Raw genomic sequence first — 13,493 nt, forward strand, 5'->3', positions numbered from 1 at the left:
GAAAATATAATCAAATAAGAAGAACAATAATCAAAATAAACACACTCCGACTACCCCGACACCGACCTAAAGATCAAGCGCAAAAAAAATGCCCTGAAACAAATATAATTTATCTGCTTTACACAAAGAAGCCCCCTGTTCCTTATGGGAACAGGAGGCTTCACGTTAATACAATCAAAACCTAAAATTTACTTAGAACTTCCACCACTGATTGATGTAACCGTTGCAGAGACTTCGCCGGAAGTATCAACGGTTTTACAGGATACGCAAAAGAAACAAAGCAGCAAACCAAGAGCTAAAACAGGTAGTTTAATTTTCGAAATACTCAAATCAGAAAACATTTTATTCTCCTGAAAACAGTAAGAAAAATCTACTTCTTACCCTTCTTCTCCTGTGCAATACGCTCCATATCTTCCTCATAAGATGCGATATTCCACGGAAAGGATTTGCGGGCGGTCATGACTGCGAAATTTTCCACTTCCTGCACCCATTGACGGTAGTCTTCCAATACCCGCTCTCCCAGCGGAGTCAGGCTACAACCCTTGCGGCCACGGGTTTTAAGCACCAGAGAATCTCCCAAAACTTCTTCAGTATTTTTAAGCCTGCCCCATGCTGCGCGGTAGGACATGCCGAGTGCTTTGGCTGCCTTGTTCAGCGAACCCTGTTTTTCAATCTGCTCCAGCAGTTGCGCCCTTCCAAGACCGAACAGCATTCCTTCTTCTGTTTCCAGCCATAGATTCAACCGCACTCTCGGACAGAAATTTTCATCACTCGCCATTATCCAGCCTCCTGATATTTACAATCACTTTTGGTTCAATGTTTTAGATAACATAAACAAAGCAGTCCACAAAGTACATGCTTATGAAGCATGAGAATAAATCTATATCCCGCAAATTCAAGAACAGGGCAAAAATGAGATTATGCCCGCAGAACTCTTGCTTTTCCTGAAACTGTAACTAAACTCCTAGCTCCGCAGCCGATTCCTACTTTCATCTGATTCAAGTATAGCGGATATGAAATATACGGCTGTATACGAATTTGATTTAATACGGAGTTTTTCCCGCCTATGAATATGACCACCGCAGACATGACCAACGCTCCATACAGAACCATATGGAACCTGTCATGGCCGCAAATCCTGATGATGCTCTTTCACCTGATGATCGGCCTTGTGGACGTCTGGGTAGCATCCAAGCTGGGCCGCGAAATTCAGGCCTCCATGGGCATGATCAGTCAATCCTTGTTTTTCTTTCTGGTCATCGCCATGGCTACCGCAAACGGATCTGTAGCCGCAATCAGCCAGTCCATCGGTGCGGGCATGATACTGAGGGCAAAACGGTACGTAGGCCTGTGCTGCATCATCGGCGCAATCTTGGGCTTAACTATATTCACCTTCGGATTTCCATACCGCAACGGGATACTGACCCTTTTGCAGGTTCCTAGTGAAATGCGTTATGTCATGGAATATTTCATCGAGGTATTTCTCTATCTCGTGCCCATCTATTACATGCTCATCATTACCAATGCTGTCTTCCGGGCGCAAAAAAAAGTATTTTTGCCCCTGTACAGCATGATCATCGTAACAGTTACCAACACCATCGGCGACCTAGGCTTAGGCCTAGGCATGTGGGGTCTGCCCGATCTCGGATACAAGGGCCTTGCATGGGCAACATTCGGCTCCGTAACGATGGGGGCCATCTTCAACCTCGCAGTCCTCTATCGTTCCGGTGACCTGCGCCGCAAATGCATTGCCCCGCTGAAATGGATGAAAAGTGCCTTCCCTTATCTTTTCAAAGTAGCATGGCCCAGTGGATTAATGCAATTAGTTTGGCATTCCGGCTACATGGTACTCTACTCCATCACTGCCAGCCTGCCCGAAGGCAACGTTATCGCGCTGGCAGGTATGACCGCAGGAATCCGTATTGAATCGATCCTTTTCCTACCCGCATTTGCCTTCAACATGACTGCGTCCATCATCATCGGGCATTACCTTGGTGACGGCAAAGCTGACGAGGCCAAGAAATTCGGGTATAGAATACTGTTTCTGGCTATCGGGTTCCTGAGCATCACCGCCCTGCTGCTTTGGCAGGTAATCTATCCGGTAACCGCCATCATCGCCCCGGAACAGGTGGTTCTTGATGAAGCTGTAAACTATCTTTATTACAACATGCTCGCGATCCCGTTCACCCTGACCTCCATGATCATGGCCGGAGCTTTGAACGGAGCAGGCGCGACCATCTACAACCTGTTCATCTTTGCCATCACCGTTTGGGGATGCAGGCTGCCGCTGGCCTATTTTCTCGGCCACGAAGTACTTCATTCAGCCACCGGAATCTGGATGGCCATGCTCATCTCACAGGGATTGCAGGCCGCCATCATTTTTTACACATTCTCATGCAAAAACTGGCAGAAGTTCAGCATGATCAAGAAAAACAATAAAAGGACCAGTAATGACTAACGAATTCAAGCCCATAACTCTTGAATGTCAGGATAAATTTGATGATGCCCTTGCGGCCTGCCCACAACGGACTTCCGACTACACTTTCGCAAATATCTGGGGCTGGACCGAACACTACGGACTTGAATTGCGTTGCGGTCAGTCCGGGCTGATCCATGTGCGTCAGACTAAGCCCGAAGTCATTAACTGGGCACCCATCGGAGACTGGTTCAGTGCGGATTGGGAAAAATGTGAACTAATGAACACTCCGGGCACCAAGTTCACCCGCGTACCGGAAAAGTTGGCCCTGTATCTCAAGGAACTCTTCAGCGATAAAATCGAAATCACTGAAAACCGGGATCATTTCGATTACGTATATTCCGTACAGGAGCTAATCGAACTGCGCGGCAATCGTTTTCACAAAAAGAAAAATCTCTATCGCCAGTTCATGAAAAAGTACGATTACGAGTACCGTGAAATCACCCCGGACTGCGTTGAGGAAGTGCTGGAAATGCAGCTAGAATGGTATCGCTGGCAGGAAGAAAACAATCACTCTGATGCTCTTGTGGCTGAAAACGAAGCGATCGCCAAAGTGCTTAAGGAAATGGACACCATCAAAAATCTTTCCGGGGGAACTCTGCGTATCGGTAACCGCATCATCGCCTACACCATTGCCGAACCGCTCGGGGACGACACTATCGTTATCCATTTCGAGAAAGGGAACACCTATTTCAAAGGCGTTTACCAAGCCATCAACCAGATGTTTCTGGAGAACAATGCCAGCGACAGAAAGTTCGTCAACCGCGAGCAGGATCTCGGCGAGCCCGGATTGCGTAAAGCAAAAGAATCATACAATCCCGTAAATTTTATGAAGAAATATGAATTGACCGTACTTTAGTTCGCCCCCGGCGGCCCTTCGGGGACCAAATAACCCTTTTGAAAAAGGGTTCTCTGGACTCTCCTAAAACTTTTAATAGGGCTTCGCCGCTGGTTACGAAGAACTTTCTGGGAATCTAGTGAATAAAAAAACTAAAAGGTTTTGGGATTCTTAAACCCTTTTGCAAAAGGGTTTAAGGCCCCCGGCAGGGCCGCCGAAGGCTGTCTTATGTTTTTTAAGCAAAAAGAAAGAAAGAGATTAGTAGTATTGGGGCTGGATGGACTTCCGGCCTCTCTTGCTTTGCAATGGGCGACTAAACTGCCCAATCTGGGCCGTATTGCAGGTAAATGCGAGCCTATTTCAGCCGAATTGCCGGAACTTTCCCCGGTAAACTGGACTTCATTCTTCACTGCGCAGAAGCCGGAGAAGCACGGACTTTACGGGTTCACGTCCATTGATCCGCAAAATTATACGCTTTCCATCAATAACTTTGAGCAAGTACTCTGTCCGACCATTTTCGATGCGCTGGGTGAAAAAGGACTGGTCAGCAAAATTATCAATCTACCCAACACTTACCCCGCTAAGTCGGTACGGGGTATGCTCATTTCCGGCTTTGTGGCTGACTCCCTTGAAAAAGCCGTGCAACCGCCATTTCTGCTTGGCCCGTTGCGTGATGCGGGATACCAGCTTGAAGCGGATACCAGCCGGGGCATTATGGACCCGGATTATCTTTTTGATCAGGTTGCACTAACCCTTGAACGCCGCTTGAAAGCACTGGAAATGTTCTGGAACGACCTTGCGTGGGATTTGTTCACCATCGTCTTTACGGAGACGGACCGCCTTTTTCACTTTTTCTATCCCGCTTTCGAGGACGAAAATCATCCGCTTTATCCCAAGGCTGCTGAATTCATGCACAATTGGGACCGGGCAATCGGCATTGTGCTCGATAAATTTGAAGCTCTGCCGGGTGATAAAAAACTGATTGCATTCGCCGACCACGGCTTTGCGGCACTTGAAACCGAAGTAGACCTGAACACCTTCCTCGTGCAGCATGGCTATCTTGAATACACTCAGCCCGCAAAAGACCAATGGGATTCGACAATTATTTCCCCGAGCAGTAAAGCATTTGCCCTTGATCCCGGAAGAATATATATCCATACGTCTGATCGTTTCGGACGAGGACAGGTCAGCCCAGAACAAGCAATGAACATCGCTTCTGAAATAGCTGCGAAGCTTATGCTGCTCGAATTCAACGGCCAAAAGATCATGGATTCAGTGCAGACAACGCGCGAAGCTTACGGAGTTAACCCCATAGGCGACCCGCCGGACCTGATCTGCACCGCCAGACCGGGATTCGATCTCAAAGCCAAATTTGACCGAGTCGAGATATTCGGATTCCACGGCAGAACCGGAACACACACTGTAAAAGACGCATTCTTCTACAGTTCCGACGGGCAGCAGATAAGCACCATGCACCAGACCGGACAAATCATACTTGACTGGTTTAATATTACTTTGACAGATTAAGAAATTCACAACAAATTTTACATACGAAACGGCAAAGCCCTATTAAAAGTTTTTGGGATTCTTAAACCCTTTTTACAAAAAGGGTTTAAGGCCCCCGGCAGGGTCGCCGAAGGCTATATATCATGATAGATTTTCAGAAAGAATTAAACCCGGCGCAGTATGAAGCTGCTACACATCCGCAAGGTCCGGTGCTGGTTATTGCCGGTGCTGGCAGCGGCAAAACACGCACCATTGTTTACCGTCTGGCATGGCTGGTGGAACAGGGCATCCCGCCCGAATCCATCCTGCTGATGACCTTCACCCGCAAAGCCGCGCAGGAAATGCTGCAACGTACCGAACTGATTCTGGGCAGAGACCTGCACGGCACTCAAGGCGGAACTTTCCATGCATTCGCTTATTCAATATTGCGCCAGAACGCTGCGGAAATAGGCTTCCCCAACGGCATCACCCTCATGGACCGCAGTGACTCTGAAGCAGCCGTTAAAGAAGTCAAAGACAGCCTGAAATTCGGCAAAGGTGATCGCTCATATCCCAAAAAATCCACCTTGCTGGATATGATCAGCAAATCGCGGAACAAGGAAACCTCCATCGATACGCTGGTCAATTCCGAGGCCTTTCATCTGGCAACTTACGCATCCGAGATGGAAGAAATCGCCAAAGGTTACGCTGTCTATAAAAAACAGCACGGACTGATGGATTACGATGACCTGCTCTTCTACCTTGAAAAGCTGCTCCAAGAAGATAAATTCCTGCGTAACTCCCTGCGCTCGCGCTACCAGTACATCATGGTGGACGAATATCAGGATACCAACCTTGTGCAGGCCCGCATCGTAGGATTGCTGGCCGGAAAAAACGGAAACGTCATGGCTGTGGGCGATGATGCCCAGTCCATTTATTCTTTCCGTGGCGCAGACGTTACCAACATTTTGAAATTTCCCGATATTTTTGAAGATGTAAAAGTCGTGCGGCTGGAGCAGAACTACCGCTCCACCCAGCCCATCCTCGACCTGACTAACGCCATTCTAGACGGGGCCGAGATCAAATTCGATAAAAAACTTTTCACTGAACAGACTTGGGGAAACAAACCTCAACTCATGGTTCCCCTCAGTGATTTCAGCCAGTCCAACCGCGTACTGGACCGGATCATCGAACTCCAAAAAAAGCATGGCCCGGAAGAAGTGGCTGTTCTTTTCCGCGCCGGATACCAGAGTTACGGGCTGGAAGTTGCCCTTAAACGTCTGGGCGTTGGCTTCAAAAAATACGGCGGTCTGAAATTCAACGAAGCCGCGCATATCAAAGACGTGCTGGCCTTCATGCGTTTGGTCAGCAACCCGGCGGATATCATTGCTTGGCAGCGTACCCTTGGACACATCAAGGGAGTAGGTCCCAAGACCGCGACTAAAATCGCTCAAGCTGTAATTTCCGCAGACCAGAAAGCACTGGGAAAATTTACGAAGAAGTACCAGTTGCTACAGGATATTTTGCGCGATCTTGACGGACTGCGGAAAAAGAACTCCTCCCCGGCAACCTGCCTTGAAATCATCGTACCGCTTTACAAGCCATTGTTGGTAGCTCAATACCCGGACGATTACCCGCGCCGCGAAGCCGGAATTGAGCAGCTCAGCCAGATTGCATCCAACTACGATGATCTGGAATATTTCCTGACTGACCTTTGCCTTGATCCCGATCAGCACAACGAGGAAGAGAAAGCGGAAGATGTAGTCACCCTTTCCACTATCCATTCCGCCAAGGGTCTGGAATGGAACGCGGTCATCATCATCGACCTCGTGGAAGATCGTTTTCCTTCCCGCAAATCCATGCAGAAGCCCAATGAATATGAAGAAGAACGCCGTCTTCTTTACGTAGCCTGCACCCGTGCACGGCAGGAACTTATCATGTGTGCCCCGGCTTCCATCAACCGTAAAAATACGGACTTCTCCGAACCGGCGGTGCCCAGCCCGTTTCTACGCGAGCTGGATCCCGAGCTTTTCGATGAATTGCAGGAATCCTATTCCGGCGGCATGGCGAAAAAGAAAAACAGGGTGGCACAGCCCGATCCCTATTCTGCTCCTTCGGTTTCAACCACCCAAAAGCCCGCGCCCATGAAGCTGGGTCATTGCAAGCACAAGATATTCGGGCGCGGCAAGATCATTGAGCGCATCGAGCCTAACAAGCTGCGGATTAATTTCCCCGGCTTCGGCCCCAAAGTGATAGTCGAAGATTTCGTGGAGATGTTGTAAGATTATTTGATGCGCTACGCGCTTTTAATGAAATAATTTTGCCTCCGGCGGCTTAACCCCTTTCCAAAAGGGTTTAAGAATCCCAAAACGTTTTAATAGTTTTTATTCACTATTCAATCGTAAAATTGTCCGTTAACGACGGCGAAGCCCTAATAAAAGTTTTTGAAGTGTCCAGAGAAACTTTTTCCAAAAAGTTTCTTTGGCCCTCGGAGAGCCGCCGGAGGCAATTATGACCAAGCTAAATTCAGAACAAGACTTCCTGACCCTGATCGATAAATTTTTCCCGTCCGAAAATGGACATGTCACTCTTGGACGCGGGGACGACTGCTCTGTCCTGCGTGCGGGGAAAGACTTGTGCATCAGTAAAGACTTATTTCTGGAAGATGTGCATTTCAGAAGATCATATTTTTCCCCGGCGGACATCGGCTATAAATCCCTTGCGGTAAATATCAGTGATATTGCAGCCATGGGCGGTCAGCCTTGCGGATTCGCACTGGGCCTGATTATTCCTCCCAATCTGGAAAATGAATTCTGGGAACCGTTTTTTAAATCCATGTCTGCGCTCGCGCAGCAGCATGACCTAATCCTAGCTGGCGGAGATCTTTCCGGAGGGCAATATCTCGGTGTTTCTGTAACTGTCTGGGGCGAAGCCGCTGGAGGACGTTTTTTATCGAGAGGTAACGCAAAGCCGGGAGATATTTTATTTCTGCACGGCCCTGCGGGTATGGCCCGCACCGGACTGCTGACCCTTGAAGATCTAGGACCAAAAGCAGCTGAAATTTACCCCGAATGCGTGCAAGCCCACCTGCGCCCGTCCATGCGCGTTGCCGCCGGAATAGAACTGGCCGAGTCGCCTCATGTAAAAGGACTAATGGATCTCTCAGATGGATTGGCCCGCGATTTGCCCCGTTTTCTGGGCTGCTGTGCAGGAAATGTAGGAGCTGAAATTTCACTGGATAAATCGAAATTGCACGAAGAAATCGTTCGCTATGCTGAATCAAAATCGATTTCCTCAGCAGAACACGCCTTTCTCGGTGGTGAGGATTACGCCCTGTTCGGAGCTGCTTCCGCGGAAGGATTTGAAGAATTAAAAGCAGCAATCCCCGGCCTGTACCAGATAGGCACAATCACCGGGGACAATAAAGTATTCCTAAACGGCAGGAAATATACAGCTGGGGGCTTCGACCACTTTTCCAAATAAATTCAGCGAAGCTTACTAAAAGTTTTGGGGATTCTTGCATTAGCTCTTAGGCGAGCGGTCTTTCCGCGAGTCTTAGAGATAACGACAGTGGAACAAACCCTTTTTACAAAAAGGGTTTAAGCCGCCGGAGGCGAAATCTTTTAATCAAAAAGCGCGATAGCGCATCAAAATCAACTCCAGCCCAAGGCCGTAATATACTTATACATAACCCAGAAGTGACAAAAGCTTCCGGCCATGACGAATACATGAAATATTTCATGAAAACCGAAGAACTCGGGCCATGGATCAGGACGCTTCAGGGCGTAGATAACCGCACCAACAGAATACATAATTCCACCAGCCAACAGCCAAAGCAAAGCGCCGGTCTGTAAAGCCTGAATCAAGGGATAAGCTCCCACAATTACCAGCCAGCCCATAGCAAGATAGAAGCCGGTAGACAGCCAGCGCGGTGCATTCAGCCAAACCATCTTGGTAATGATCCCGGCCACAGCCATAGACCAGATAGCTGCAAACAATGACCAGCCCCAAGCCCCCTTCAGCCCCACAAGACAGATGGGTGTGTAAGTTGCGGCTATATAAATGTAGATCATGGAATGATCGAGCTTGCGCAGCCACAGGATGCCCTGCTTGGAAAGGGGTAACCAGTGGTAAAGGGTACTGGCAAGGTAGAGTAAAATCATTCCCCCGCCGAAGACCGAAAAAGTAACCACATGCATCACGCTGGTCGGATTGACTGAAGAAACCAGCAACATAACCAGCCCAGCAATAGCAAGACAAAAACCTATAAAATGAGTTAACCCGCTCATGGGGTCGCGTACATATTGCAGCATAACATCCCGTCCTTGAATAGCGAATTAGTCCTTAAAATTTTCCCGGAAAAACAGCTTGCAGGAAATTCTGCAAAAAGCGGGCAAAAGCTCGCATTCAAACGATCGTTTAAATATAAGATAATTACATTACACAAAAAAAGCCCGTAACACCAGCGGTGTTACGGGCCATTATCATCTATAGACGTACAGAGCGGCTTTTATAGTATCAGTCAGGACTATTCGGAAAGCATACGAACTGCGCAGAATTTTCCGCACATAGCGCATTCTTTTTCATCTTTGTGGTCTTTTCTACGGGCGCAGGCCAGAGCAGGGTCGATTGCCAGTTCGGCAATGCGGTCCCAGTCAAGTTCCTTACGTGCGATAGAAATGTCTTTGTCACGCTGAACAGCATCCTTACGGCCAAGTCCTACTTCACCGCACTGGGCGGCAACGAGAGAAGCCTTAACACCATTCCAAACGTCATCAATTTCAGGCAGGGTCAGGTGCTCTGCGGGAGTGAGGTAGCAGAGAAAATCCACACCGTTCATAACAGCAATTGCACCACCGATGGCACCGGCAATGTGGTCATAGCCGGGAGCGGAATCAGTTACCAGAGGTCCGAGAACGTAGAGAGGTGCGTTATAGGTTGCAGCCTTGATACCGCGAATCTGTGCTTCCACAAGATTCATGGGCACGTGACCGGGGCCTTCGATCATGGCCTGAACGCCATATTCATGAGCGCGCTTGGCAAGCTTGCCGAGTACGAGAACTTCTTCCCACTGCGCAGCATCACCGGCGTCTTCACCAGCACCGGGACGAAGTCCGTCACCAAGGCTGAGGGTTACGTTGTGCTTGAGGCAGACTTCGAGAATTCTATCGTAGTTGGTGAGCAGCGGGTTTTCCGCATCGTTATCACGCATCCAACGGGCAAGGATAGAGCCGCCGCGGGAAACGATTCCCAGCAGGCGTTCGCCTTCTTCGGTTGCCCACTCAGCACCACGACGGGTCAGGCCACAATGCAGAGTCATGAAATCTACACCCTGCTCTGCTTCTTTCTCAATCTCTTTAAGGAGTTCATCAAAAGAAAAACCTGCGGGGTCTTCATCGCGTGCAACATACTGCTGAGCCATTGCATAGATGGGCACGGTACCCAGAGGCAGCGGGCACTGAGCCAGCATATCAGTCCTGATTCCATCAAGATCACCATCAGTGGAAAGGTCCATCACAGCGTGTGCACCGGCTTTCCATGCGGTATCAAGTTTCTTCATTTCCTTTTCACGGTCACTCTTAAAAGGAGAAGTACCGATGTTGGCGTTTACTTTAACCTTTGCGGGCTGCCCGATGAGGGTGGGAGTTACATTCTTGTGATTGGGGTTCCCAAGCAGAACCATGGTCCCGTCTTCAATGCCCTGAATAATGGTCTCTTTTGAAAGACCTTCGCTCTTGCAAAGTTCATCAATGCTGGAATCAAATATGCTTTTGAGAGCTTTATTTTTTGAAAACATCTGATTTCCTTATAACGTTATTTAGGATTGTGCATTTTTCGTATTATCAATGGTGTCTGTACAGGCAATGTCCTTACCTTAATTCGTCAGCGGGTACAATGGAACTTTTTACCCCGAAATCAAATAAGAGCAGGACTTCCCGCAGACTTACGAAAAACACCTCTACTGACTTTTCGTTAATTCTATACACTTAAAGTGTGTCATTTCAGAATTTTATCATGGAAAATTAAACAGATACAAAATCAAATTTGCGTTTATGCCAATTTTCTAGTAGATCAGCAATTCATATTTTCTTGCGACACATAATATTTCAAGGGGGAAATTTAAAATGCGCAATTGGAGAGGATTGTTTTTATTCACAGTGCTATTTACACTGCTATGCCAGCCCGCATTTGCAGCCGACTCAAGCCTCGGACCTGCTAATGCTCTGAAATTCGGCATGTGGACTCTTATTCCACCGCTGGTTGCTATCGTTCTTGCTTTCATTACTAAGAACGTTGTTCTTTCACTGCTCATCGGTGTATTTTCCGGTGCATTCATGCTTGAAGTCGGCGACTTCAATATCTACGATGGATTCGTCAATGGCTTCCTGAGACTTTCCAATGAAATTCTTAGCTCTCTTGCTGATCCGTGGAACGCCGGTATTGTACTTCAGTGCCTCGCTATCGGTGGTCTTATTGCACTGGTATCTAAAATGGGTGGAGCCAAAGCAATTGCTGATGCTCTTGCTAAAAAAGCCAAAAGCCCCAGAAGTTCACAGTTCGTAACCTGGGTACTCGGCCTCTTCATCTTTTTCGATGACTACGCAAACTCACTGACCGTCGGTCCCATCATGCGTCCTGTCACCGACAAAATGAAAGTTTCCCGCGAAAAACTTGCCTTTATTATTGATGCTACAGCTGCTCCCATCGCGGGTATTGCGCTGATCTCCACATGGGTAGCCTATGAAGTAGGTCTCATCCGTGACGGTTTGCAGGGCATCGGCTACACCATGAATGCATACGGCATCTTTGTAGAAACTATTCCTTATCGTTTTTACAACATTCTCATTCTGGTTTTCATTCTTGCCACTATCTGGTTCATGCGCGAATTCGGACCCATGTACAAAGCTGAACATAGAGCACGCACCACAGGCAAATTGCTTGATGACAATGCAAAGCCTATGGTGGCGGATGAAGCAACAGAATTGCAGCCGGTCGAAGGCGTAAAGCCCAGTATCTGGAACGCAATCATTCCTATCGGATCTCTGATAGTTGCTGCTTTCCTCGGCTTTTACTTCAATGGATACAACGGCATTATGGGCGGCGACGATGCAGCAGCTAAAGCTGTATTTGAATCTCCCATGAGCTTTCTGGCTATTCAGGAAGCTTTCGGTGCTTCCGATGCTTCTGTTGTTCTCTTTCAGGCTGCTCTCGTAGCCGGGATTATTGCCCTTGCCATGGCAATCGGCAAAAAAATCATGAAAATTGATGAAGCCATTTCCACTTGGGTGCAGGGCGTTAAATCCCTGAACATCACCGCAGTAATCCTGCTGCTCGCATGGTCCCTTTCCGGCATCATTAAAGAGCTCGGAACCGCAGCATATCTGGTAAATGTCCTTTCCGACACCATCCCGACCTTCCTGCTGCCCTCCATTATCTTCATCATGGGGTCCATCATCTCCTTTGCAACAGGAACTTCTTACGGAACCATGGGAATCCTCATGCCGCTCTGCATCCCGCTGGCCTTCGCGCTGGTACCCGAGCAGGGCTACGTAATCCTGAACATCGGTGCGGTACTCACCGGAGCTATCTTCGGCGACCACTGCTCCCCCATCTCGGACACCACAATCCTGTCCTCCATGGGTTCCGCATGTGACCACATCGATCACACCAGAACACAGCTGTTCTACGCCATCCCGGTAGCAACCATCTCCATCCTGTTCGGTTACATCCCCGCAGGACTCGGAATGCCCGTACTGATCATCCTGCCTGTAGGCGTTTTGGCAGTACTTGCAACAGTAAGATTCCTTGGTAAGCCTGTTTCGAATTAGTTCGCAGCAGAAGATACCAATAAATCTGGCAGACTGATGAGAAAGTGCCAGATGCAAGAAACAAAAAAAATGCTGGAACGACGCGTATACGACATACGTGAGTTTCAGCATTTTTTACAGTGACGCCGCAGATGGTGCTTTAGCAACTATCTGATCCCTCCCTCCGATCTGATTCGGGGGGAGGGATTTTTTGTTTTTCCGTTGACATAGACTTTTTTAGAAAGTTAAAGTGAATTCACATTCACAAACTTGGAGAATCAAATTGAGCAAAAGAATGGACCGCCTATCCAGGCGCGAACAGATAGCAGAAGAAGCCCTGAAGCTTGCAGCTAAGGGAGTTTCCGCCATTACGGTGAGCAATGTTGCCAAGGCCTGCGGCATTGTACCTGCCGCCCTTTACCGTCATTACAAAAACAAGGACGAAATTTTCGATGGCGTACGCGAGCTTATCCGCAAAAAACTCATCGACAATGCCAAAACTGCCATGGACGAAGGCGAGACTCCCCTTGATGTGCTCAGACAACTGGGGCTGCGCCATGCAGAATTACTGTACAGCCATCCCGGCATCCCGCGCCTGCTCTTTTCTGAAGCTGCGTTGGGAAAAAACTCAATCCGCCGCAAAGCACTCTATTCCCTGCTCACAGAATACCGCGCCGCAGCCGCAGACATTGCAGCCAAGGGTCAGGAACTGGGACAAATCCGCAAAGACCTTGACCCGGCGGATATTGTATTCATGCTACTGGGAACCGTAGTTCCGCCCTCCTTCCTCTTTCATATTTCCAGCGGTGAATTCGATCCACGCGAACAAGTCAAACGCAACCTGCAATTATTTGAAGAAACCATTGCTGTGAAAAAGGAGAACTGA

Annotated in this window: 11 protein-coding genes; 7 read left to right on the top strand and 4 right to left on the bottom strand. The window is 48.4% G+C overall.

Annotation, left to right across the window (positions count from 1 at the left end; translation table 11 throughout):
- Nucleotides 1–188: 188 nt before the first annotated feature.
- Both FMS18_RS03380 and FMS18_RS03385 read right to left on the bottom strand, forming a co-directional pair.
- Nucleotides 189–341: a hypothetical protein gene (locus FMS18_RS03380; RefSeq protein WP_163292344.1), complete on the bottom strand. Its 153-nt coding sequence runs from the start codon at nt 339–341 to the stop codon at nt 189–191.
- Nucleotides 342–370: 29 nt separating this feature from the next.
- Nucleotides 371–778 carry a winged helix-turn-helix domain-containing protein gene (locus FMS18_RS03385; protein WP_163292345.1) on the bottom strand — a complete coding sequence of 136 codons (408 nt, stop codon included), beginning with the start codon at nt 776–778 and terminating at the stop codon, nt 371–373.
- Between the two features lie 288 nt (nt 779–1,066).
- Here FMS18_RS03385 and FMS18_RS03390 point away from each other — a divergent pair, with 288 nt between their 5' ends.
- The 5 genes from FMS18_RS03390 (at nt 1,067) to thiL (ending at nt 8,282) form a co-directional block, all read left to right on the top strand.
- Nucleotides 1,067–2,458, top strand: coding sequence for an MATE family efflux transporter (locus tag FMS18_RS03390; RefSeq protein WP_163292346.1), 1,392 nt, complete (start codon nt 1,067–1,069; stop codon nt 2,456–2,458).
- Nucleotides 2,451–3,335 (top strand): DUF2156 domain-containing protein, encoded by an 885-nt coding sequence (locus tag FMS18_RS03395; RefSeq protein ID WP_163292347.1) that lies wholly within the window; start codon nt 2,451–2,453, stop codon nt 3,333–3,335. Before FMS18_RS03390 ends, FMS18_RS03395 begins: the two co-directional genes overlap by 8 nt.
- 207 nt (nt 3,336–3,542) lie before the next feature.
- Complete coding sequence (locus tag FMS18_RS03400) at nt 3,543–4,841, top strand: alkaline phosphatase family protein (RefSeq protein ID WP_163292348.1); 1,299 nt, start codon at nt 3,543–3,545, stop codon at nt 4,839–4,841.
- Nucleotides 4,842–4,963: 122 nt separating this feature from the next.
- On the top strand, nt 4,964–7,081 hold the full coding sequence (locus FMS18_RS03405; protein WP_163292349.1) for an ATP-dependent helicase: 2,118 nt from the start codon (nt 4,964–4,966) through the stop codon (nt 7,079–7,081).
- A 229-nt stretch (nt 7,082–7,310) separates the two neighbouring features.
- A complete protein-coding gene (gene thiL, locus FMS18_RS03410; protein ID WP_163292350.1) occupies nt 7,311–8,282 on the top strand; it encodes a thiamine-phosphate kinase in 972 nt (323 codons plus the stop codon).
- Nucleotides 8,283–8,452: 170 nt separating this feature from the next.
- Here the strand turns inward: thiL and FMS18_RS03415 are convergent, their stop codons facing one another.
- Nucleotides 8,453–9,112, bottom strand: coding sequence for a hemolysin III family protein (locus tag FMS18_RS03415; protein WP_163292351.1), 660 nt, complete (start codon nt 9,110–9,112; stop codon nt 8,453–8,455).
- A 215-nt stretch (nt 9,113–9,327) separates the two neighbouring features.
- Nucleotides 9,328–10,596 (bottom strand): phosphomethylpyrimidine synthase ThiC, encoded by a 1,269-nt coding sequence (gene thiC / locus FMS18_RS03420; RefSeq protein ID WP_163292352.1) that lies wholly within the window; start codon nt 10,594–10,596, stop codon nt 9,328–9,330.
- A 328-nt stretch (nt 10,597–10,924) separates the two neighbouring features.
- On the opposite strand from thiC, the gene FMS18_RS03425 reads away from it, so the two are divergent.
- On the top strand, nt 10,925–12,628 hold the full coding sequence (locus FMS18_RS03425) for a Na+/H+ antiporter NhaC family protein (protein ID WP_163292353.1): 1,704 nt from the start codon (nt 10,925–10,927) through the stop codon (nt 12,626–12,628).
- 262 nt (nt 12,629–12,890) lie between these two features.
- Nucleotides 12,891–13,493 carry a TetR/AcrR family transcriptional regulator gene (locus FMS18_RS03430; RefSeq protein ID WP_163292354.1) on the top strand — a complete coding sequence of 201 codons (603 nt, stop codon included), beginning with the start codon at nt 12,891–12,893 and terminating at the stop codon, nt 13,491–13,493.

The sequence above is a fragment of the Desulfovibrio sp. JC022 genome (assembly GCF_010470665.1).
Lineage (GTDB): Bacteria > Desulfobacterota > Desulfovibrionia > Desulfovibrionales > Desulfovibrionaceae > Maridesulfovibrio.